The sequence below is a fragment of the Chitinophaga sp. 10T418 genome, assembly GCF_056394125.1.
In genome coordinates this window covers 337108-359336 of sequence record NZ_JBFTHG010000008.1, presented here as the reverse complement: position 1 = coordinate 359336, position 22229 = coordinate 337108, and the positions used below count along the sequence as shown (strand labels likewise).

Below are 22229 nucleotides of genomic sequence, written 5' to 3'. Positions count from 1 at the left end.
CTTTGTAATTCTATTAATAGATAATTGAGTCGTTATCTTAAATTGAGTCTTTGAAATTCCTGATAGCGGTTTTTATAGTCGTACACTATAAATGTAAAATAATTTTAGCTAAAAAAGAAATTGATTTCCAGTGGATAGTATATTCTGAAACGCCCTTTTTGTTTTGTCTCACAAAGGAATTTCCCCCATCATACTATATCTTTACTTTATATTCAGCAGCACTATGGATGACCAACTTTACCAGGCCGACCCGCATATTGTAGCAACATGGGCAAAAGGATGGGCTATCGCCCGGGAAGTATCCCCTCCGGTGCCCGACAGCGGCGCATTCCGGATAGAAGTAGGACTCCCCGATCACGTGAGACGCTACATTTTTTCCGCTGCCACCGCAGCAGTACGGCAACTCGCAGATACCATTACCGACCCTTATATTTTCCTGAAGGTATGCGCACCACCTGATGTGGTGAGCACACTCCTGCCTCCCGGCTGGATCATACAACCGCAGGCTTATATGATGACCTGCTTCGGAGCCATGGCGCCGGTTAACACCGTACTGCAGGAAGGATACGTACTGGATATCAGCGAAGACATTCCAGTTCCCATTGTCAGGATATTAACAACGCAGGGCGAAGTAGCTGCTATTGGCCGTATTGCCTTTGTAGGCGATTATGGTATCTATGACCGCATTGAAACACATGAAAGTCACCGCCGCCGCAAACTGGGAAGTGTGATCATGAAAACGCTGGAAGCCGTTGGTGCCGCCCGTGGTATTAACAAAGGGCTGCTGGTGGCCACCAGGGAAGGCAGAGCACTGTATGAAACACTGGGTTGGCGATTGCATTCACTGTATACTACTGCTGAAATTCCCCGTCCTGTATTACCAGGTTAACCAAACATTTTCACCCGAAAGGGCTACACAGCTCACTTCTCTGCCACTATCACGAAACGATCTTTCTGCACATCCAGGTAAGGATGAACAGCAAAGTAGTCTTTCAGCAAAGCCGATATTTTTGTGAAATCAAAATCATCATAGTCTTCGAATAAGTAAGGCATAGACCGAACATAAAACAACAACGCTTCCGGATCATAAAATCTCATAAAGCCTACATCCTGCGCTTTAAAGGATATTTTGAAAGCAGTGGGCACAAATTCCTGCAACGCATAATCCAGGTTCCAATACAAAAATTCTTCATTAGGCTTTACCTGAAGTACCGTGGCTACAGACAAATCACTTCTCCCATCTACCTGTTGTGTAATAAAATATCCACCGGGCTTTAAGATGCGGTATACTTCGTGTACATCATAACTTTCATGACGATCTATCACCAGATCAAAAAAATTATCTTCAAAAGGAAGGTGGTCGTCTGTATAGTCAGCAATCAATGTACCACCAAATGTTTGTAATCGTTTGGTGGCCAGCTCCACATTTGGCGCATACCCTTCTGTGGCATATATCTGAAGCGATGCCTTATCCGGCAACAGGCTCAGAAACTCGCCTCCCCCGGTGCCCAGGTCCAGCAATACACTCCCGGGTTTAAGATGCTGACATATGGTCACAAAGTAATTCCAGGGCAAAGGGCTTTCCATCATCCTGCCTGTATTGGTTAAATAAGTAAAGTCCCAGCCGGTTGCTTTATCTTCCTGCATATCACGAAAATTTTCTCCAAAGAAATTAAACTTAAGTAAAATGCCGGACTAAAAGAAAAGGATGGTGGATCACCTGCATTAATGTTTTTCGGGAGAAGATAAAGGCGATGTTGTTTTATATAACCGTTCCGGTATTCCGGCGAGTGCAGATGAATGTACCTGTTCTCCCAGTCCATAGAATTGCTGAAAGCTCATGATCAGTGGACGCCACTTGTCAGGATCGATCCTGTTAGGTTCTCCGGCCATCAATATTGTTTCTTCCACGTGTACTCTTTCTATTTTCAACTCAAACGTAACGATGCGCCAGCGTTGCTGTGGGTCATCTTCTCCAATAGGATGCACCGCGGTAACAGTTGCTTCCATTTGTACCGGGCACTCTGCAACACGTGGAGCGCTTACCTTGTCAGCCGCTACGGGTGTAAGTCCTGCGGCTTCAAATTTATTTGGTTCAAAACGATATCCCCGTTGTCGTTTCCTTTCGGGCACCGGATCTGTTCCGGTAGTTAAGGCCAGCTGGTCAACTGCCGCTGCTTCATGTACGGAGGGCAGATTTAACACACATTGCCTGGTACGCAATAGATTCTCTGTTGTTTTAGACGACATCCCCAATCCTATTATACAACGCCATCCCAGCCAGAAAACGGAAGACATGGGCGCCAGGTTATAGCTGCCGTTTCCATTCACGGTGCTGATAAGCACTACTGGCGTACCAAAGTACAGAATGGCGGGTTCACTGATTTTATGCATATATCATGTTTTAACGAATGCCCAAAATTGGTGATTCTCCACCCGGAGGCAAACCCGAATCTTGCGATGTTGCACAAAATTCATCATCGCAGGATTCGGGTTTATTGTGGCTCCTGTACTCACATTTCAGCAGCTCAGCAGTAAACCTCCTTTGAACAGAAAAAAATACTTGTTCAGTTTCCGGTTGCCACCCAACTGCAACTGGCTTACTTTTGGATAAAAGAAATACATGCTGACTCATGAAATCATGTACCAGGCGCTTGTTGATAAGGACGTTTCTTACGAAGGGACTTTTATAGCAGCAGTGAAAACGACCGGCATATTCTGCCGGCCTACCTGTACAGCCCGTAAGCCGAAACAGGAAAACGTGGAATTCTTTCAATCGACTAAAGAGGCGATACTAAAGGGCTACAGACCCTGTAAGGTGTGTAATCCACTGGAAAAAATGAACGAAACACCGCTGCATATAAAAGAGATCCTGGACGAACTCAATGCCGATCCATCCAAAAAATTCAAAGACGCAGACCTGCTTCAAAAAGGCATTGAGCCCATTACCATCAGGCGATGGTTTCTAAAAAACCATGGGGTGACCTTTCAGGCTTACCAGAGAATGTTTCGGATCAATTCTGCCTTCAAAAAAATACAAAACGGGGAACCTGTTACCTCCGTGGCTTTTGATGCAGGGTACGAATCATTAAGTGGCTTCTCTGACTCTTTTAAATCAATATTCGGGGTATCTCCCTCCAATAGCAGGGATAAACAGATCATCAATATTACCCGGCTGGAAACACCGCTGGGGACGATGTTCGCCTGTGCAGTAACACAGGGTATCTGCCTGCTGGAATTTACCGATCGTAAAATGCTGGAAACAGAACTGAAGTCGCTGGCGAAGCAACTGAATGCAAATATCATCCAGGGCGCCAATCCACATTTTGAGATGTTGAAACAACAATTGGAAGAATACTTTGAAGGAAACAGAAAAGTGTTCACCGTTCCGTTGTATTCGCCGGGAACACCGTTCCAGGAAACGATCTGGGACATACTGCAAACCATTCCCTATGGTGCTACCAGTTCTTATAAACAACAAGCCCTGGCGGTTAACCGGCCAGAAGCCATTCGTGCCGTAGCCAATGCCAATGGTATGAACAGGATTTCTATCCTGGTGCCCTGTCACCGCGTAATTGCCGAAGATGGCCAGCTCACAGGCTATGGCGGCGGAATATGGAGAAAGAAATGGTTACTTGACCACGAAAAAACAAATTCAATTTAACCCGGATATCACGATTGTTATGGAAAAGAAAAGTTCTAAGTGGATGGCACTCCTCGTCATCCTCACTGCCCCCCTATTGTATGTTATTGACATTTTCATCATCAATATGGCGATCCCGGGCATCAAAAAAGGGGTACATGCCACAGATGGAGAAGTACAACTGGTAATAGCAGGCTACCTGCTGGGCAGCGCCTCTTTTCTCATTACCGGCGGCCGCGCCGGCGACTACCTCGGCAGAAAGAAAGTATTTTTCTGGGGCATGTTCTTCTTCACATTGACATCTTGTTTATGTGGCTTATCACAAACCGCCCTGGAACTGAATATCACCCGTTTTTTCCAGGGTCTCAGTTCTTCTTTTATGGTGCCGCAGTCGATCGCATTTATACAGGTACTCTTTACCGATCCACGCGAAAGGGCCAAGGCCATTGGCTGGTACGGTATCACCCTGAGCATTGCGGCGATCATTGGTCAGATACTGGGCGGTTACCTGGTAGATACACATTTCCTGATAGAAGGCTGGCGCCTGATTTTCTTTATTAACCTCCCGGTAGGTATCATCGCACTGTGGGCCATTCACCGGTATCTGAAAGAAACACCCCGGGATACCGGGCAGCGATTTGATTATTCAGGCGCGTTGATCCTGGCTACCGGGCTTGTCTGCCTTATTTATCCATTAACTAAAGGACGGGAAATGGGATGGCCACTATGGAGTATTGGCGTGATGCTGCTATCGCTGTTCATTTTTGCTTTCTTTATCCGTAATCAGCAAATGAAGGTCGCCCTACGCAAGGGCAGCCTAATTGATACCGCGCTTTTTAAGATCCGCGAATTCAATATTGGTCTGCTGGCGGTACTGTTTCATTTTATGATGCATACTGCTTATTTGCTCATGAGTGCTATCTACTTACAGAACGGGCTTGGGTTCACTGCCCTGGACTGTGGCCTCGCATTCATCCTGCATGCGGTGCTGTTCATGATCTCTTCTATTATCGCATCACGCTTGATTGTACGGTTCGGGAAGTGGGTGCTACAGGCCGGTCTTTTGATTATCCTGGTTTCTTTCCTGCTGCAAATATTACTCTTTAAACCGGCCGTCAGTCCGTTTTGTGTAACACTACTGATTGGCATTTATGGATTGGGTAACGGCCTGGTGCTACCTTTTTTGTTGAACATTGCATTAAAAAGTGTACCGGTAAAATTCGCCGGAGTGGCTGCTGGTGTATTCTCTACTTTTCAGCAAACAGCATCTGCATTAGGGATCAGTATACTGGGCGGTGTTTTTTACTATGTTGTCAGCCAGCAGGCCTCATCTCCAAATTATCTCAAAGCTTTTGATACCGGCATTGCCTTTAGTATTATTTGCCTGGGAATAGTAGGTATCATGTTATGGATGTTACCCCAAACAATGGAAAACAATGTGGTGGAGTTGCAACCCGAAGGGATCTGACGATTATTTTATCCGGTCCCAGTAAATGGTTTTTCCCAGCAGTGAAATGCCCACATAGCCCCTGATTTCCAGCCGGCCATTCCTGACTTTCATATTAGCACGGTAAGACTTGCCGGTGGTAGCATCATAAATTTCGCCACCTTCCCATTGCCCGTTCTTATACTGAAAACCGGTCAGCATCACCATATTCAGCCATTCCCTGCTTCTTAATCTTACATCGGGGTTCTTTGTATCTTTACGAAGAACTCCTTTTTCATCGAGCATGTATTTGCCCCATAATAGTTTCCCCTCGTAGATACTTCCTGATTGATAGATTTCAATTTTACCGGTTTTATCTTCGTTGAACCATACACCCAGCACACTGTTGGCAGGACTACTTTGTGCATTTATTTTTATCGTAAAAGAAAAAAGACAACAAAAAAACAGAAGGGCTTTTTGGGCTACCGGATGATATTTTTTCATTAGCATTTGATTAAATAGTATGGGCATTATGGTGTTAAGATAAGCGTTCATCGCGTAATATGGTATGCACTTKTTTTTTTAAATAAAAAAATTGCTGTATACTGGCTTTTTATACAGATGAACATGAAGAAGAAATTACTTTTTTTAACGCTTGCCTGCAGCGTAGGCTCTGCTTTTACGGCTCACGGACAACAATCATCTTATGTAAGTATTTTACTGGGAGATGATGAAGCCGCCATTATCCGGAAGGCAGCGAATGTACGCCCTACGGAACGGCAGTTGCGCTGGCAGGAGCTGGAAGTAACCGGCTTCTTTCATTTTGGTATGAATACTTTTACAGAAAGAGAATGGGGAGATGGCAAAGAATCACCGTCCCTCTTCAACCCCACCGAACTGGATGCCGCCCAATGGGTACGGGCAGCTAAAGCCGGTGGCATAAAACAAGTGATCCTAACGGCCAAACATCATGATGGCTTTTGTTTATGGCCGAGTAAGTATACCGGCCATTCCGTAAAAAATAGTCCCTGGAAAAACGGGAAAGGCGATGTGGTAAAAGAAGTAGCGGACGCTTGTCACCAGGCGGGCATGGGCTTCGGCGTATACCTGTCACCATGGGATAGAAATGCTCCCATGTATGGTACAGATGCTTACAATGATTATTTCGTAAACCAGTTAACGGAGCTTTTAACCAACTATGGCCGCATAGACGAAGTATGGTTTGACGGCGCCAATGGAGAGGGCCCGAATGGTAAAAAACAGGTGTACGATTTTCAGCGTTGGTATAGCCTCATCCGCAAACTACAACCCGGCGCGGTGATTGCGATAATGGGACCGGATGTACGCTGGGTAGGTACAGAATCCGGCTATGGCAGAAGCACAGAATGGAGTGTGGTACCTGCCAGCAATTTAGATCAGAATACAGTGGCGGCTTTATCTCAAAAAGAGCTGCTGATAAAGCCCTCCGGATATGGCAATGGCGAAGATATGGGCAGTCGCGATGCCTTATACAAAGCCAACAGCTTAGTATGGTTTCCTGCTGAAACAGATGTATCTATCCGGCCAGGATGGTTTTATCACAAGCAGGAAGATGACAAAGTAAAATCGCCGGAAAAATTGCTGGACATCTATTTCAATTCCGTTGGTAAAAATGGTGTACTGCTCCTCAACATTCCACCAGATAAACGGGGATTGATAGCCGAAAGTGACGTAAAAAATCTTACGGCATGGAAAAATTCGATTGATCACATCTTCTCTGAAAACTTTATCAGCAAGGCTAAAATTACTGCCAGCAGTGGCAAAAATACAAAGGGCCTCGCCGATGCGAATAAAAATACTTACTGGACAACTAAAGATAAAGACACCACCGCCACCATTGAATTCGATCTGGGTGCTGTAAAAACGTTCAATGTATGCCGCTTACAGGAATACATCAAAAAAGGACAACGGGTAGAAAACTATGTATTGGAGTATAAAGCAGGCAACGACTGGAAAGAGGCTACAAACGGTACCACCATTGGTTATAAGCGGATGCTCACTTTCCCGGATGTGAGCGCACAATTCATCAGGTTGCGTATTACATCTTCCCGTATGGAACCGATCATTTCGGAGATAGGCATTTTTATGCAGCAAAAATAAAAGCCAATACAAGATATTTAAAGCATGATCACCAGCACAGCCGGGTTACTCCAGCTGTGCTATTTTTTGCTGAATCGTTCGTTTATCCGTTCCCGTTTTTGCCAGCTTTAATGCGTGCTGTAGATGCTGTAGGGCTTTCCTGTTGTCAATACCCGTGTACAGTTCGCCCAACAACACAAAGTAATAGTGGTTGCCGGACAGCTGTAATTTTTCTGCTTCGGCAATCGCCACTTCCTTTCCCTTTACTTTTGAGAGTGCATAGGTTCTGTTCAGTGCTGCCATGGGTGAATATACCAGTTGTAATAAGCGATTGTATAGTTGCAGAATATGATCCCATTTTTCGGGGGTATCTGCTTTCTGCGTATTCCAGTAAGCAATCGTGGCTTCTATATGGTACCTCGACATCTGCTTTCCTTGTGATGCTGCATGAAGGAAGTACACACCTCTGCCGATCAACTCCTCATTCCAGCGTGTTTCATCCTGGTCCTGGTATAAAACAATTTCTCCGTTTTCATTTTTCCGGGCTTCAAAGCGGGAAGCATGGAAACACATCAGGGAAAACAGGGCATTTACGCGGGGCTGATTGACCTGTTCATTTTCAATGAGCAGATAGGTCAGCCGCATGGCTTCCAGGCAAAGGTCTTCCCGCAACACCACATCCTGACTTTCGGAATAATACCCTTCATTGAATAATAAATACAGGGTAGTCAACACGGTATCCAGCCGGTTATTAATTTCCCGTTTATCAGGAAACAGGATGGTTACTTTTTCGAGGCGTAGCTTTTCTTTGGCCCTGAAAAGTCGTTTGTTGATCACGTCTTTGCTGGTGAGAAAGGCATTGGCAATTTCCTCAATACCAAAGCCGCACAGAATGCGGAGCGCCAGGCCTATTTGCGCTTCCATAGGGATAGCCGGGTGACAAATTGCAAATAACATTTGTAACTGGCTGTCCGCTATATTTTCGGCCGATAAATTAATCTCCATTTCAACGGCTTCGGGAGTATCTGCTTTTACTTGTGCGGCAATCTTCTCAGCAAAGAGCTGGTTGCGTTGCAGATAATTCTTTGCTTTATTTTTTGCCACGAGATAAAGCCATGCGGTGGGGTTTTCCGGAATTCCTTTATAAGGCCAGGTTTCCAGTGCTGATAAAAATGTTTCACTGGCCAGGTCTTCCGCAATCTCCATATGTTCCATACCAAATACTTTACAGAGCACAGCTGTAATTTTCCGGAATTCTGACCGGAATAAATGTGGTATCAATTCGGATTGCATCATACGAACAAAGACCCCGCAATACCTTGCTGTTTATGGGGACATTTACTTTTTAATGAACACCATCTGCTTTGGCAATTTTACGGACTTCCACCGTATTACCTTCTCCCTGTAAAACAGGACAACCCTTTGCAAACTCCACAGCCTCATCTACCGAGTTGGCCTTCACGATGATATATCCGCCAATCGTTTCTTTTATTTCACCAAAAGGGCCATTTGTTACCATCTGGTTGGAATGCACTACCCTGCTGTCATCGAAAGGAAGTCCATTCCCACCGCTGAATTTGTTCTGGGCAGCAATCCCTCCTATCCAGTCCATCGTTTGTTTCATCCAGATCTGTATCTGCTCCGGAGAAGCGACCTTTTTGCCGTCTTCATGTCTGAAAATTAACATAAACTCATCCATGTTTTTAAGATTTTAGTGTTCGGGAATAATGATACTATACCCTGATAACAAATGGAATGTCGGTAATAGGACACAGGAGTCGGAAAATAAATCCATTCTTTACAGCGCAGGCTGGTACTCTATATGATGTTTCAGGTCTGCCAGCCGTTGTTTTACATTATTTTCCAGATGACGCCTGATAGATTTTGCCAGCAATGTAAAGGGAAATCTGACGGCAAAAGAATATAGGAAGATGACCTCCGTGGTATGATGGTCGATGGCTTTAAATGTCCATGATCCCAGGAATGATTTAAACATATAAGGCCCTTTAGTCATTCTGACGGCCGTTACTTTAGGAGGATTGAAGGTAACATACTCCGTTACCATGCCCAGCCCGTTTTGTGCCACACAGTGGGCCTTTACACCTTTAGCGGCAGTGTTGGCGCCATCCATGAGGTCTGCCTTTTTCAGGAAGGTATCCCACTGAAGCCGCTTACCATAATCCTGCGTATAGTCAAAAACGTTTGCAGCATTTGCCTGAATGCGGATAGCTGCCGTAAATTTGATTACTTGCATAACGGGAGTAATATTTATAATGACCTGGTTGATCTGTTGAACGGGGCGGCGGGCACCCGCGCTTCAATAGCCACTTAAGATACGGCTTTCCTGTCAGAAAACGACTTCAACGAATGCAAAGCCCCCAAAAGTTTAAACTTTTGGGGGCTTTGCAAAAACTGCCTTTATTTATTTTAACGCTTATCCCAGCAGCTGTGCAAAATGCTGCAACTCCTGCACATATAACGCTGGTGTTTCCAGTGCTGCAAACCTTCCACCTTGCGGCAGCTTGTTAAAGCTCTTCAGATTCACGCGGCGTTCTGCCCATTCTTTCGGTGTATTACTGTCGGCCGGGAAGATAGATACCGCTGTAGGTACTTCTGTTCTTGGCACTGGTTTCGGTCCGTGTTCTCCAAACATGGAACGTGCATCTTCCAGGTATCTTCTGATGGAAGTATTGATGCTGGAAGATACCCAATAGATCATAATATTGGTGAGCAATTCATCTTTTGTAAAACTGTTTTCTATATTTCCTTTGGTATCGCTCCAGGCATAAAATTTCTCCAATATCCAGGAGGCCAGTCCTACCGGTGAGTCGTTCAAGCCATAGCCCAATGTTTGCGGCTTGGTAGATTGAATCATGTTAAAAGCACCTTCCATGAACCACCAGCCCTGGATAAACTGTCCGAACTGTTGCTCTGCCGGCGACATGGTGGACCAGTCTTCCGTACCATTAGGATAACCGGTATCGGTAAGGTGAATACCTTTTACCTGTGCTGGATAGTTTTGTGCCAATGAAGTGGTGACTGCGAAATCACCTGCTGCAAGGAAGCTGGAGTAGCCAAGTACTTCCGTCATTAATTTCGCCCACAGATGTGCTGTTTTTTCAGAGGTCATAGCTACCTTACCGGAAAAGCCGTGACCTGGTATAGAAGGAATGATCAGGTCAAAAGAAGGTGCTCCGTTTGCAGGTTCCGTGAGCATAGGAATTACTTTATAAAAACGGAAAAAAGAGTCAGGCCATTCATGTGTGAGCAATAGTGGCTTTGCATCATTTCCTTTTCCTTTCACATAAATAAAATGGATCTCTACGCCATCAATTGTTGTCTTAAACTGAGGGAAGCTGTTTAACAGGGCTTCCTGTTTACGCCAGTCGAAGCTATTCTGCCAATAGTCTGTCAATTCCCGCAGATACTGCGGATTGGTGCCATAGTTCCAGCCGGCATTTTCCGGTTCATCTGTCCAACGGGTTTGTTTCAGTCTTGCTTGCAGGTCAGTGAGCAGGTCTTCAGATACTTCGATTTTAAAGGGCTGTAGTTGTTTCATGATCGTATTTTCTTTAAGTGATTTTTTAATGTCGCAGAGTAGGTAGCTCCTATTCTGAAACAAAGCTAGTCACACAATGTGACAACAGTGTGTCAGTTGAAAAAAAGAAAGTTGAAATATTTTTCAGGAGATGATGTTGAGGATAGCCATATCTTAGCATAATACCATTTTTCCTGCAGTCTCCGGTAAATTTCCCCGGCGGCAGAACGATCCTCCAGGTATACATCTCCCTGTACTCAAAAAAAATTTGACAAAAAACTTGTTTACTTAAACGTTTAAGCATATTTTTAAGAAATGAAGAAGGTCTCGCTGAAAGATATCGCTACAGAAGCAGGTGTGTCCACGGCACTGGTATCCTATGTGCTGACGAATAAAGAGAAAGAAGCCAGGGTTGGGGAAGAAATCGCCAAAAAGATCCGGGAGATAGCGCGCAAGCTGAACTATCAGCCCAATCATATTGCCCGTAGTTTAAAAAGTGGCCGGTCTTTCACCATAGGATTGATTGTAGCCGATATTTCGAACCCTTTCTTTGCCAACATTGCCCGTACTATAGAAGATGAAGCCAAGCGTAATAATTATACGGTGATCTTTGGCAGCTCGGATGAAAACGTGGATAAATCCAGGGACCTTATTAATGTATTATTAAACCGGCAGGTGGATGGATTAATCATTACGCCTACGGAGGGGTCGGAAGAACAGATCAACCAACTGAAAGCGCAGAAAGTGCCCTTTGTGCTGATTGACCGTTTCTTTCCGGAGATTGAAGCCAGTCATATTGCCGTGAATAATTATGAAGCGGCGTACAATGCGGTATCGCACCTGTTGAAGATGGGCAGGAAACGCATTGGCATGGTGGCCTATAAAACAACCCTGCATCATATCAGTGAAAGAAAACGTGGTTATAAAGAAGCATTGCAGGCGTATCATATGACAGGGAATACGTTGCTGAAATCAGCAAGGTATTCACATCTGAAAGAAGATATTAAAGTATCGATCGATCAACTGCTCAGTGGCCGTCACCCGGCCGATGCTGTTTTTTTTGCGACCAACAGCCTCGCCATGGAGGGATTGAAATATATTAACTCATTGGGCATACACATTCCCGATCAACTGGCTGTGATCACCTTCGATGAAGGAGAAGCACTTGACCTGTTTTACTCACCCGTTACGTTTGTACGGCAGCCCATCCTGGAAATGGGAAAAGCAGCGGTACGTGTGCTGCTGGAAGAAATCAAAGACAATAAAAAAGAGATCGAACATATTTGCATCGATACGGCGCTGGTGGTCAGAAAGTCCTGTGGTAGCCGCTAACAGCGGTTATCCTCTACACACCATTGCATAAGATGCCTGTTATTTTTACACAAATGCTTAAACGTTAAAGCATTGATTAACTAAAAGCTAAACGCTAACTGCTAACAGCTAAATCAATCCACACATGATGAAAAAACTGCTGCTGCTATCTTTATCTGCCTGTCTCAGCTGGGCCACCTACGCACAACAATCCTTTAATGGATTAGACATGAACATGGGAAATCTTTTTCGTCTCTCTAATGCGAAAACACGCTCTATCAGTCCGGAGAACCTTACCGGCGAACCCGGCAAAGGAGGCATGGCCACACTCGATCAGGGCAACGCCCGCGGCGCCGCCAGGGACCTGGGTCAGGGCTGGAAAGTAAACCCTTATATTTTTATTGAACCCGGTAAAACAGTAACGCTGGCTGAAATAACCGGCCCCGGCGCCATACAGCATATATGGATGACGCCCACCGGCAACTGGCGCTACTCCATCCTCCGCTTCTACTGGGATGATGAAACCACTCCTTCTGTAGAAGTACCGGTAGGTGATTTCTTCGGCATGGGCTGGGGCGAATATGCTCCCCTCAGTTCTCTCGCGGTATGCGTAAATCCCGGCAGCGCCTTCAACTGCTACTGGGCTATGCCTTTCCGGAAGAAGTGCAGAATCACCATGGAAAATATTAATACAGAAAAAATGACCCTGTACTACCAGGTCGACTATACGCTGACCACTGTACCAGAGGATGCCGGTTATTTTCATGCTCAGTTCCGCCGCAACAACCCTGTGAAAGATGCGTCTTTCACGATGTTGGACGGCGTTAAAGGACAGGGACAATACGTGGGTACCTACCTGGCCTGGGGCGTTAATAACAACGGCTGGTGGGGCGAAGGAGAAATAAAATTCTTTATGGATGGTGACGGTAAGTTTCCTACTATTTGCGGTACCGGTACGGAAGATTATTTCTGCGGCTCCTATAACTTCGATCACAAAGGCCGTTATGCAGAATTCTCTACCCCTTATACCGGTCTGCACCAGGTGATCCGCCCCGATGGATTATATAAATCGCAGCAACGCTTTGGCTTGTACCGCTGGCATATTATGGATCCCATCCGTTTTGAAAAAGAACTGAAAGTGACGATACAGGATCTGGGCTGGCGCAGTGGTGGCCGTTATCTGCCACAGCAATCGGATATCAGCAGCGTTGTGTTCTGGTATCAGCGCGAACCACATGCCCCTTTCCCCAAGTTACCATCTATGAATGAGCTGGAAGTAAACTGACCACTAAAATTACCAACAAGATGAGTCGAGCATTGTTAACAGGATTACAGTTGATAGGAAATAATTTTTCCGGAGAAGGCGATCACTTATTCCGGGCATTTGATCCGGTGCAGCAACAGTGGTTGCCCCAGGAATTCAGGGAGGCGACCACCGGGGAAATAGATACCGCTTTAACCATGGCGGCCAAAGCATTTATTACCTATAAAAAAACTACGCCTGCACAACGGGCTGCTTTTCTGCATGCTATTGCAGATGATATTGTTTCCCTGGGAGATGAATTAATCAACGTGGCCTCGGCGGAAAGCGGTCTGTCGCTGCCGAGGCTACAGGGAGAAAGAGATCGCACCACCGGGCAGTTGCGGTTGTTTGCCAACACCATCAAAGAAGGCTCCTGGGTAAATGCACGTATCAACACGGGCACACCCGATGTACGGCAAATGCAGATTCCCCTGGGCGTCATCGGCATCTTCGGCGCCAGCAATTTTCCGCTGGCATTTTCCGTCGCTGGTGGCGACACGGCTGCTGCACTGGCCGCTGGTTGTCCGGTTGTATTCAAAGCACATCCCGCACACCCGCATACCTCGTACCTGGTTGCTACCGCCATCCGTAAAGCGGTGATGCGCACACAAATGCCGGAAGGCGTATTCTCCATGGTACACGGCACCTCGCATGAAACCGGCCAATACCTGGCAGCGCATCCACTTGTATCGGCCATTGCATTTACCGGTTCTTTCAAAGGCGGTAAGGCACTATACGACACGGCTACACGCAGAGCGGTGCCTATACCGGTATATGCAGAAATGGGCAGCGTTAACCCGGTGTTTTTTCTACCGGGCATATTACGGGAGAAAGGATCCGCGCTGGCCATGCAGCTGCTGCAATCCATAACCCTTGGCGTTGGACAGTTTTGTACCAATCCCGGCATGTTTATCACGCCATCCGTAGAAACGGCTGCTGCGTTTATCAGCACCCTGCAACAAGGTATTGACGGTATGAGCGGCGGACATATGCTTACCCCCGGTATTTTACATGCCTACCAGCAAGGCATCGATTGGCTACAGCGGGAAGGCGTTGCCGTACTGGGCGCGGCCCATCCTGCGCCCGAACAGGCCACCCCTTACCTGCTGCAGGTAACGGCTGCCAAAGCGCTGGAAACGCCTGCTATCTGCCAGGAAGTATTTGGTCCGGCATCCCTGCATATTCAGGCAGGTAGTATAGAAGAAGTATATGCCCTGGCACGCAGACTCGAAGGTCAGCTCACCGCTACCATTCACGGTACGGAAGAAGACCTGCAGGAGCATGCCGGTCTCATTGATATCCTGAGAGAAAAAGCAGGCAGGATCATCATCAACGGTTTTCCTACAGGCGTGGCCGTTAACCATGCCATGGTGCATGGCGGTCCCTGGCCTGCTGCCACCCCTGCTGCCGGCTCCTCCGTAGGTACTGCCGCCATGTACCGCTTCTGCCGGCCGGTATGTTTCCAGGATTTCCCGGCCTACCTGTTGCCACCGGAACTACAGGATCATAATCCTATGCACATCTGGCGACTGGTAAATGGTGAATTTTCAAACACACAAAAGTAAATTATGGACCTGGGCTTAAAAGATAAAATCATTATAGTAACCGGTGGTGCCAAAGGTATCGGTGCCGCCATTACTTCCGTGCTCGCCGCCGAAGGCGCTATACCAGTCATCATTGGCAGAAGCGGGGAAGACAACCTCCTGCAACTGGCCCACATCCACAGTGCCGGCGGAAAAGGCGCACATGTCATCGCCGAACTCACCGACCCCGCTGCCTGCAAACAGGCAGTGGAGGAAGTTACCGCGCAATTCGGCCGGATAGACGGACTCATAAACAATGCCGGCATCAATGACGGTGTAGGACTGGAAACCGGTTCCTACGAAGGATTTATGCAATCATTGCATCGCAACCTGGTACACTATTACCTGGTAACACATCATGCACTGCCCTTCCTGAAATCCAGCAAAGGCGCTATTGTAAACATCACTTCCAAAACCGCAGAAACCGGACAAGGCAACACCTCTGCCTATGCTGCTGCCAACGGAGGCCGCAACGCACTCACCCGCGAATGGGCGGTAGAACTCCTCCCCTTCAGCATCCGGGTAAATGCCATTGTAGTAGCGGAATCCTGGACACCTTTATACGAAAGCTGGATCAACACCTTCGAAGATAAAGACGCAAAACTGGCCAGCATCGTGGAACGTATCCCACTGGAAAAACGCATGACCACCCCGGAAGAAATTGCACAGATGGCCGTATTCCTGTTGTCAGAAAAATCCAGTCATACTACCGGGCAACTCATCCATGTAGACGGCGGCTATGTACACCTGGACCGATCGCTGCTATAACCTTTCGCTCTTCTTACTTTATGCTAACGACCATGAAACAGACAACTTTAAAGATCCACCCCGGTGATAATGTATGGGTAGCACTGCAGGATATTCCTGCCGGCACCCGCGTAGAATGCGGTGGTGAAACGGTAACGGCTGTACGTAATATTGAAGCCAAACATAAAATAGCTGCCCATCAGCTTCCAAAAGATAGTCCGGTGATGATGTACGGCGTATTGGTAGGCATCGCCAACGATGATATTCCTGCCGGAGAACTCATCACCACCAAAAATATCCGCCATGCCTCCGGCCAGTTTGCCGTGAGCGGAGAACGGCACAACGCATGGACGGCGCCAGATACATCTCCCTGGAAAAACCGCACCTTTGAAGGTTATCACCGCACAGATGGTCGCGTAGGCACCGGCAACTACTGGGTGATCATCCCACTGGTATTTTGTGAAAACAGGAATGTGCAGCTATTACATGAAGTGCTGGTAAAAGAACTGGGCTACCGCAGGCAGCACACCTACGAAGCCATGTTGCAGCAACTGTTGCAGGACTTCCGGCAAGGCCATACCAGCAGCCATATCGCCACAGCGGAAAATGGCGAAGGCATCACGGTGCAGGGGCGCACTTTTCCCAACATCGATGGTATCAAACTACTCACGCATACCATGGGCTGCGGCGGTACTAAACAGGACGCACGTACGCTTTGCGGACTGCTGGCCGGCTATATTACGCATCCCAATGTGGCAGGAGCCACGGTGCTGAGCCTGGGCTGCCAGAATGCGCAGATAGATATGCTGAAAGAAGAAATAGAAAAACGTGTACCCGGATTCGACAGAACAGTGATCTACCTGGAACAACAACAAACCGGTTCCGAAAAAATACTGATGACGGAAGCGATCCAAAAAACATTTGAAGGATTAGCGAAAGCCAACACGCTGCAAAGGCAGTCTGCCCCACTCAGCAAATTATGCATTGGCATGGAATGCGGCGGCTCCGATGGATTCTCCGGTATTTCTGCCAATCCCGCGGTAGGCCGTGTAGCCGATATCCTGGTGGCCCTCGGTGGCTCCGTGATCCTCTCTGAATTTCCGGAACTATGCGGCGTAGAACAGGAACTGAGCGATCGCTGCGTAGATGAAGAACTAGCCGCGCGCTATGTACAACTGATGCGCGACTACGCCAGCAGCGCCGAAGCGGTAGGTTCCGGATTCGACTCCAACCCTTCTGCCGGCAATATCCGCGATGGATTAATTACCGACGCGATTAAATCTGCCGGCGCCGCCAAAAAAGGCGGCTCCTCACCGGTAACAGATGTGATTGATTATCCCGGCTGGGTACAACGTCCTGGTCTCGCATTATTATGCACACCTGGCAGCGATGTAGAATCTACCACCGCAGAAGTGGGCGCCGGCGCCAACGTAGTGTTGTTTACTACCGGCCTCGGTACGCCAACCGGTAACCCGGTAACACCCGTGATTAAATTATCTACCAACAGTAAACTCGCTGCGAAAATGCCCGATATTATAGATCTCGATACCGGTGCTATTATCAGCGGCGATGTATCTATTGATGAAGCGGCAGCCAATATTTTTGAACTCGTGATCGCCACCGCCAGCGGGCATTACAGCACAAAGGCACAACAGCTCGGACAAGATGATTTTATCCCCTGGAAGCGGGGAATATCGCTTTAGCTGTTAGCTTTTAGCGGTTAGCTTTTAGATTAAAGCGGAGGGATTGGTGCGGAGGGATTTTTACTTTTTATCAACTATTATTTATCATTTCAATTCCATCGATATGAAATCTATTCTCCTTTCCGGTTGTCTGGCTGCGGGGCTTGCCGCATGTAACGGCGGCGGAACCACGCATGAACAAAACCATATGAAGCCTGTCAACTTTGGTGAAGACGTTGCTTTTCTACAGCAGCATTTAAAAAATGTAGTCGTATTAAAACATGCCGGCGATAGCAGCGGCCTGGTGGTAACGGGCGATTATCAGGCACGGGTAATGACCAGCACCACCGGTGGCAGTGCCGGTAAAAGTTTTGGCTGGATTAATTACGACCTCGTAGCATCACAAAAATTCGCACCACATATCAATGCATTTGGTGGAGAAGAACGCTTCTGGATGGGCCCTGAAGGCGGTCAATATGCACTGTTTTTCCCGCCGGGAAAAACATTTGATTTCGCCAACTGGCAAACACCCGGACTGATAGACACTGCACATTATGCGGTGACTGCACAATCTGATACCGCCATCACCTATCAGCAGGAAGGTAGCCTGCAAAATTATAAAGGCAGCACCTTTAAATTACAGATCAGCAGAACCATCCGCCTGCTGGGCAACAGCGATATTACTACCCGCCTTGGATTTACATTACCAGCAGGTGTTAAAAGCGTGGCGTATGAAACAGATAATGCGGTCACCAACAGCGGCGACAGCGCCTGGCAGGAACAAAACGGACTGCTGAGCATCTGGCTGCTGGGCATGTTCAAACCATCCGACCAAACCGCTATTATTGCGCCTTTCCAGCATATTCCCGATGCAAAGAATCATATTACCGATGATTATTTTGGTAAAATTCCCGCGCAAAATTTATTGATAAAAGATAGCCTGTTACTATTCCGTGCAGATGGTAAATCACGCGGAAAACTGGGACTGTCTCCATTGGTGGCAAAAAGAGGCGCCGGTAGTATAGACCTGCAAAATAATACCCTCACCGTGCTCCTCTACGAAGTTGTTCCGCAGGGCCGTTATGTCAATTCAAAATGGGAGCTGCAAAAAGAACCCTTCAAAGGCGATGCGGTGAATTGCTATAACGACGGACCACTCGCCGATGGTACACAAATGGGGCCGTTCTATGAAGTAGAATCTTCCTCAGATGCACGTGCTCTGAAACCAGGTGAAACGCTCCGCTACCGGCAGGTGACCATGCACTTTGAAGGCGATGCCCAGGCACTGCAGGCCATGGCTGCACAGTTGTGGCAACTGCCGCTGAAAGATGTAGCACAATTTCTTGCTAAAAAATAAACGTGAGAACTAACACATGGTGCCAACAATAAATAAACCCGACAACAATACCACATTTCTTCATTACCAAATAAATCAATATGGAGATCATCCGCATTTATAAAACCGCTGCCGCTTTACTGGTTGCCTACCAGGATCATTATTACACAGTGGCCGCCAACTGGAACAGTTATGTAAACAGGTCCGGGCTATTTGATTATGTAAAGGCCGATATAAAAGGGAAAACACCAGTTCCGAATACCATAGCGGAGCAACTGCTGGCAGGCGATCTGCTGGCGCCTATCGGCGCACAGGAAGTATGGGCAGCCGGGGTTACTTATTACCGCAGTCGTACTGCCAGGATGGAAGAATCTGAAGTATCCGGCGGTGCTACCTTCTATGATAAAGTGTATGTGGCAGAAAGACCGGAACTCTTCTTTAAAGCTACACCACACCGCGTATCCGGACATGGACAAATCCTGTTCATCCGCGAAGACTCCACCTGGGATGTACCGGAACCGGAGCTGACTTTATTTATCAGCAGCCAGGGAACGATTGAAGGTTATACCATTGGCAACGATATGAGCTCCCGTAGCATAGAAGGAGAAAATCCACTGTATCTGCCGCAGGCAAAAGTATATGAGAAATGCGCCGGACTGGGCCCCTGTCTCATGGTACCGGATGCACCCATTCCACAAGATACCGTGATCAGCATGTCGATTTACCGCAATGATCAGGAGCAATACTCCGACAGCGTACCTATCAGCCAGATGAAACGCAGTCACCAGGAACTGGTGAACTTTCTTTACAAAGGTTGTGCTTTCCCGGATGGTTGTTACCTGATGACAGGCACCTGCCTCGTTCCGGATAATGGCTTCACCCTGCAGGACAACGACCGTGTAGAAATCAGCATAGATCATATTGGCCAGTTGATCAACGAGGTACAGACCTGTCGTTTATAGCCCACCATAAAACCACCTTTTATGAATTCCACTATCGACATAAAGAAAGGGGCGTCCTCGCCCCCTTCCAGCAGCAGTCAACTGAAAGTCGCCTCCATACTCATTATCAGCCTTTTCTTTTTATGGGCGCTCACCGGCAACCTCATTCCTGTACTCATCCCCCATCTGAGAAAAGCCTGCCAGCTAAACGATTTCCAGTCGGCCTTCATTGACGCAGCTTACTGGATCAGCTATTTCTTTTTTGCATTGCCCGCCGCCTGGGTAATGCGTAAGTGGAGCTATAAAACAGGTATCATTACCGGTTTGCTGATCGCTGCGGCCGGCGCAATATTATTCTTTCCCGCCGCAGAATTGCGCTCTTTTGGATTGTTTCTTTTTGCCTTGTTCCTGGTAGCTGCCGGCATGACCTTCCTGGAAACCGCCGCCAATCCATATATCACCATTATGGGTACACCGGAAACATCGGTGCAGCGACTCAACTTTGCACAGGCATTCAATGGACTCGGTGCATTCGTCGCCGCATTTTTTCTCAGTAAAGTGATTCTTTCCGGAAAGGAGTTTACGCATGAACAACTCAGCAGTATGTCGCCGGATGTACTCAATAATTACCTGTTATCGGAAGCCCGCTCCGTGCAGGTACCTTATCTCGCTATAGCTGGAGTACTGGTGCTTACTGCTATCCTGTTTATGATCGTACATTTCCCTAAAATACAGGAAGAACACAGCGATGGACTTAGCATCAACTTTCGTGTATTCCGGCATATACATTTTCGCTGGGGCGTGATCGCACAATTTGCCTATGTAGGTGCACAGGTGTGTATCTCCAGCTTCTTTATCCGTTATGCAGGACATAGCGGGCATATGCCGGAAAAAGAAGCCACTACTTTCCTGGGATTGCTGTTACTCTGTTTTATGGTAGGACGGTATGCAGGAACGCTGCTCATGCGGAAAATAGCCCCCCGTCAGCTACTGTTGTTTTACAGTGTGGCCTGTGTATTATTGTTATGCTATTGCGTAGGCATTGGCGGAAGACCAGGTGTCTATTGCTTACTCGGCGTTGAATTCTTTATGTCGATTATGTTCCCGACTATTTTCTCGCTGGCCATCCGCGACCTTGGCAATGAAACGAAATCCGGATCTGCTTTCCTGGTGATGTCTATTGTTGGCGGAGCGCTGATACCGCTGGGACTGGGCGCCATTACGTACTACAGCAATGTGCAGCTGGGCTATACCGTTCCATTGATTTGTTTTGCTGTAGTGGGTTATTATGCATGGCGACATGCACTGCCGGTATTAAAAGTGATCAGATAGTAATAGAAATGGCTGCGGGTGAGTTCCCGCAACCATTTCTATAGCAGAAATTTCAAGCCGCTATTCCGATAGCAATTGCTGTATTGTTTTACGTGTAAGTCCAAAATAGATTTGCTGCCCCGGACGATATTGTTCCCTCAGTTCAAAATTTTCGAAAGATGGCCCGCCTGGAATATCGATATAGTCAGCCGGATTCCGGCTACCTCCACCCCAATATTTTGCCCTGCCGTTCACCCGCACCTGCAACGAAGTATCCGCCTCATGAGCGGCTACCCGCCAGTATTGTGTGAGCTTATAGAAAGGACGATAACGCCAGCCCCACCTGGCAGTATAAGCAGCTGTTTCTGGCCACGCAGAGAGTTCATTCAATGTTTCGTCCGGTTGCGCCATTACTATAAAATCACCACTTTTGTTATGTAACATCTGCTGCACGGGGTAAGCTACTTTTTCAACAAAATCAATATCCTTGTAACCGGCATATAATGTTCTTGCATTGACTACCTTATCTTTCAGGTATAAATTCCTCAACCTGGAATAATTCCCCATAGTAGCCGTCACCCCACAACGCTGCATGGGAGCGCTTCCCGGCTGCTGAAATACTTCTATGCATAATTCCTCCGGTTGAGCACTACGGATACTAAGGCGGAGATAAGGATGCGCCCCGTTCAGGAATTTCTCCATAAAAACATACAGATATAAAATAGTTTTTTCCGGATGCTGCGGATCGGGTGCTACTACGCTCATGGTATCTGACACAATTATTCCGCGGGTGCCGGCACTCGCTAAAAACCTTCCCGGATCCGACGTTTCACCAGTCCACATCAGCTTGCCCCATTTACCATCTACCTGTGAGGGAGACACTTCACTGAACTCCATCTGTCCATTTACCACCGGTTCTATGGCGATATAGTTAATGTGATAAACGATGTGTTGCCATTCATAGCCTATCCGCAATAATCCACGTGGACCACCATCATTGCCTGGTCTGGGGTTTTCTATGGCCGCAGGCCATAGCCCCACCACAATGCCGTTCCGGATACCCCATACCGGAGGACTGCCAGCATTATCAGGCCGGATCCATTCAGTAGATGTAGTTGTTACGGATGGCTTTTGTCCTACCGTCCATGCCGGCCATAATAGTATACTAACGGCAACGCCTATGGTAAAAACACATTTGCGTTGCCCGTTGATATGATACCATTTCATGGCGGTTATCTTCTTACAAAATCTGTTCATCCTGCTTTACTTTATCGGCCACTGGTTTGTTAC

General features: G+C 47.2%; 20 protein-coding genes. 12 read left to right on the top strand and 8 right to left on the bottom strand.

Features of this window, described 5'->3' with window-relative positions; all coding sequences use genetic code 11:
• Positions 1–223 precede the first annotated feature (223 nt).
• Complete coding sequence (locus AC1DCV_RS24085) at positions 224–889, top strand: GNAT family N-acetyltransferase (RefSeq protein ID WP_477025546.1); 666 nt, start codon at positions 224–226, stop codon at positions 887–889.
• A 32-nt stretch (positions 890–921) separates the two neighbouring features.
• Here the strand turns inward: AC1DCV_RS24085 and AC1DCV_RS24080 are convergent, their stop codons facing one another.
• Positions 922–1647, bottom strand: coding sequence for a class I SAM-dependent methyltransferase (locus AC1DCV_RS24080; protein ID WP_477025545.1), 726 nt, complete (start codon positions 1645–1647; stop codon positions 922–924).
• A gap of 78 nt (positions 1648–1725) precedes the next feature.
• Positions 1726–2394 carry a flavin reductase family protein gene (locus tag AC1DCV_RS24075; protein ID WP_477025544.1) on the bottom strand — a complete coding sequence of 223 codons (669 nt, stop codon included), beginning with the start codon at positions 2392–2394 and terminating at the stop codon, positions 1726–1728.
• Between the two features lie 229 nt (positions 2395–2623).
• On the opposite strand from AC1DCV_RS24075, the gene AC1DCV_RS24070 reads away from it, so the two are divergent.
• Together AC1DCV_RS24070 and AC1DCV_RS24065 are read left to right on the top strand one after the other, a co-directional pair.
• On the top strand, positions 2624–3664 hold the full coding sequence (locus tag AC1DCV_RS24070) for a bifunctional transcriptional activator/DNA repair enzyme AdaA (RefSeq protein WP_477025543.1): 1041 nt from the start codon (positions 2624–2626) through the stop codon (positions 3662–3664).
• 19 nt (positions 3665–3683) lie between these two features.
• Positions 3684–5111 (top strand): MFS transporter, encoded by a 1428-nt coding sequence (locus tag AC1DCV_RS24065; protein WP_477025542.1) that lies wholly within the window; start codon positions 3684–3686, stop codon positions 5109–5111.
• A gap of 3 nt (positions 5112–5114) precedes the next feature.
• Here the strand turns inward: AC1DCV_RS24065 and AC1DCV_RS24060 are convergent, their stop codons facing one another.
• Complete coding sequence (locus AC1DCV_RS24060) at positions 5115–5573, bottom strand: DUF2147 domain-containing protein (RefSeq protein WP_477025541.1); 459 nt, start codon at positions 5571–5573, stop codon at positions 5115–5117.
• A gap of 123 nt (positions 5574–5696) precedes the next feature.
• Here AC1DCV_RS24060 and AC1DCV_RS24055 point away from each other — a divergent pair, with 123 nt between their 5' ends.
• A complete protein-coding gene (locus AC1DCV_RS24055; RefSeq protein ID WP_477025540.1) occupies positions 5697–7208 on the top strand; it encodes an alpha-L-fucosidase in 1512 nt (503 codons plus the stop codon).
• 45 nt (positions 7209–7253) lie between these two features.
• On the opposite strand, the gene AC1DCV_RS24050 is transcribed toward AC1DCV_RS24055, so the two are convergent.
• From AC1DCV_RS24050 to AC1DCV_RS24035, 4 genes are all read right to left on the bottom strand, one after another.
• Complete coding sequence (locus tag AC1DCV_RS24050) at positions 7254–8480, bottom strand: RNA polymerase sigma factor (protein WP_477025585.1); 1227 nt, start codon at positions 8478–8480, stop codon at positions 7254–7256.
• A 52-nt stretch (positions 8481–8532) separates the two neighbouring features.
• On the bottom strand, positions 8533–8886 hold the full coding sequence (locus tag AC1DCV_RS24045) for a YciI family protein (protein WP_477025539.1): 354 nt from the start codon (positions 8884–8886) through the stop codon (positions 8533–8535).
• A gap of 99 nt (positions 8887–8985) precedes the next feature.
• Positions 8986–9441 carry a type II toxin-antitoxin system RatA family toxin gene (locus AC1DCV_RS24040; protein ID WP_477025538.1) on the bottom strand — a complete coding sequence of 152 codons (456 nt, stop codon included), beginning with the start codon at positions 9439–9441 and terminating at the stop codon, positions 8986–8988.
• Positions 9442–9621: 180 nt separating this feature from the next.
• Positions 9622–10746, bottom strand: a complete 1125-nt coding sequence (locus AC1DCV_RS24035; RefSeq protein ID WP_477025537.1) for an epoxide hydrolase family protein — start codon at positions 10744–10746, stop codon at positions 9622–9624.
• A gap of 294 nt (positions 10747–11040) precedes the next feature.
• On the opposite strand from AC1DCV_RS24035, the gene AC1DCV_RS24030 reads away from it, so the two are divergent.
• From AC1DCV_RS24030 to fucP, 8 genes are all read left to right on the top strand, one after another.
• Positions 11041–12057, top strand: a complete 1017-nt coding sequence (locus tag AC1DCV_RS24030) for a LacI family DNA-binding transcriptional regulator (protein WP_477025536.1) — start codon at positions 11041–11043, stop codon at positions 12055–12057.
• Positions 12058–12181: 124 nt separating this feature from the next.
• A complete protein-coding gene (locus AC1DCV_RS24025) occupies positions 12182–13321 on the top strand; it encodes a glycoside hydrolase family 172 protein (RefSeq protein WP_477025535.1) in 1140 nt (379 codons plus the stop codon).
• A 20-nt stretch (positions 13322–13341) separates the two neighbouring features.
• Positions 13342–14904, top strand: a complete 1563-nt coding sequence (locus AC1DCV_RS24020) for an aldehyde dehydrogenase (NADP(+)) (protein ID WP_477025534.1) — start codon at positions 13342–13344, stop codon at positions 14902–14904.
• A 3-nt stretch (positions 14905–14907) separates the two neighbouring features.
• A complete protein-coding gene (locus AC1DCV_RS24015) occupies positions 14908–15690 on the top strand; it encodes an L-fucose dehydrogenase (RefSeq protein ID WP_477025533.1) in 783 nt (260 codons plus the stop codon).
• A 32-nt stretch (positions 15691–15722) separates the two neighbouring features.
• Positions 15723–17372 carry a UxaA family hydrolase gene (locus AC1DCV_RS24010; protein ID WP_477025532.1) on the top strand — a complete coding sequence of 550 codons (1650 nt, stop codon included), beginning with the start codon at positions 15723–15725 and terminating at the stop codon, positions 17370–17372.
• A 103-nt stretch (positions 17373–17475) separates the two neighbouring features.
• On the top strand, positions 17476–18708 hold the full coding sequence (locus tag AC1DCV_RS24005; RefSeq protein ID WP_477025531.1) for a DUF6786 family protein: 1233 nt from the start codon (positions 17476–17478) through the stop codon (positions 18706–18708).
• 80 nt (positions 18709–18788) lie between these two features.
• Positions 18789–19649 carry a fumarylacetoacetate hydrolase family protein gene (locus tag AC1DCV_RS24000; protein WP_477025530.1) on the top strand — a complete coding sequence of 287 codons (861 nt, stop codon included), beginning with the start codon at positions 18789–18791 and terminating at the stop codon, positions 19647–19649.
• Positions 19650–19670: 21 nt separating this feature from the next.
• The gene (fucP, locus tag AC1DCV_RS23995; protein ID WP_477025529.1) at positions 19671–20960 is read left to right on the top strand and encodes an L-fucose:H+ symporter permease; all 1290 of its coding nucleotides are present in this window, start codon (positions 19671–19673) and stop codon (positions 20958–20960) included.
• Positions 20961–21020: 60 nt separating this feature from the next.
• Here the strand turns inward: fucP and AC1DCV_RS23990 are convergent, their stop codons facing one another.
• On the bottom strand, positions 21021–22196 hold the full coding sequence (locus tag AC1DCV_RS23990; protein ID WP_477025528.1) for a hypothetical protein: 1176 nt from the start codon (positions 22194–22196) through the stop codon (positions 21021–21023).
• Positions 22197–22229 lie beyond the last annotated feature (33 nt).

Bases quoted from the DNA above. Each gene is read 5' to 3' on its own strand.
- AC1DCV_RS24085 (WP_477025546.1), top strand. From the start codon at position 224: ATGGATGACCAACTTTACCAGGCCGACCCGCATATTGTAGCAACATGG.
- AC1DCV_RS24080 (WP_477025545.1), bottom strand. From the start codon at position 1,647: ATGCAGGAAGATAAAGCAACCGGCTGGGACTTTACTTATTTAACCAAT.
- AC1DCV_RS24075 (WP_477025544.1), bottom strand. From the start codon at position 2,394: ATGCATAAAATCAGTGAACCCGCCATTCTGTACTTTGGTACGCCAGTA.
- AC1DCV_RS24070 (WP_477025543.1), top strand. From the start codon at position 2,624: ATGCTGACTCATGAAATCATGTACCAGGCGCTTGTTGATAAGGACGTT.
- AC1DCV_RS24065 (WP_477025542.1), top strand. From the start codon at position 3,684: ATGGAAAAGAAAAGTTCTAAGTGGATGGCACTCCTCGTCATCCTCACT.
- AC1DCV_RS24060 (WP_477025541.1), bottom strand. From the start codon at position 5,573: ATGAAAAAATATCATCCGGTAGCCCAAAAAGCCCTTCTGTTTTTTTGT.
- AC1DCV_RS24055 (WP_477025540.1), top strand. From the start codon at position 5,697: ATGAAGAAGAAATTACTTTTTTTAACGCTTGCCTGCAGCGTAGGCTCT.
- AC1DCV_RS24050 (WP_477025585.1), bottom strand. From the start codon at position 8,480: ATGCAATCCGAATTGATACCACATTTATTCCGGTCAGAATTCCGGAAA.
- AC1DCV_RS24045 (WP_477025539.1), bottom strand. From the start codon at position 8,886: ATGGATGAGTTTATGTTAATTTTCAGACATGAAGACGGCAAAAAGGTC.
- AC1DCV_RS24040 (WP_477025538.1), bottom strand. From the start codon at position 9,441: ATGCAAGTAATCAAATTTACGGCAGCTATCCGCATTCAGGCAAATGCT.
- AC1DCV_RS24035 (WP_477025537.1), bottom strand. From the start codon at position 10,746: ATGAAACAACTACAGCCCTTTAAAATCGAAGTATCTGAAGACCTGCTC.
- AC1DCV_RS24030 (WP_477025536.1), top strand. From the start codon at position 11,041: ATGAAGAAGGTCTCGCTGAAAGATATCGCTACAGAAGCAGGTGTGTCC.
- AC1DCV_RS24025 (WP_477025535.1), top strand. From the start codon at position 12,182: ATGATGAAAAAACTGCTGCTGCTATCTTTATCTGCCTGTCTCAGCTGG.
- AC1DCV_RS24020 (WP_477025534.1), top strand. From the start codon at position 13,342: ATGAGTCGAGCATTGTTAACAGGATTACAGTTGATAGGAAATAATTTT.
- AC1DCV_RS24015 (WP_477025533.1), top strand. From the start codon at position 14,908: ATGGACCTGGGCTTAAAAGATAAAATCATTATAGTAACCGGTGGTGCC.
- AC1DCV_RS24010 (WP_477025532.1), top strand. From the start codon at position 15,723: ATGAAACAGACAACTTTAAAGATCCACCCCGGTGATAATGTATGGGTA.
- AC1DCV_RS24005 (WP_477025531.1), top strand. From the start codon at position 17,476: ATGAAATCTATTCTCCTTTCCGGTTGTCTGGCTGCGGGGCTTGCCGCA.
- AC1DCV_RS24000 (WP_477025530.1), top strand. From the start codon at position 18,789: ATGGAGATCATCCGCATTTATAAAACCGCTGCCGCTTTACTGGTTGCC.
- fucP (WP_477025529.1), top strand. From the start codon at position 19,671: ATGAATTCCACTATCGACATAAAGAAAGGGGCGTCCTCGCCCCCTTCC.
- AC1DCV_RS23990 (WP_477025528.1), bottom strand. From the start codon at position 22,196: ATGAACAGATTTTGTAAGAAGATAACCGCCATGAAATGGTATCATATC.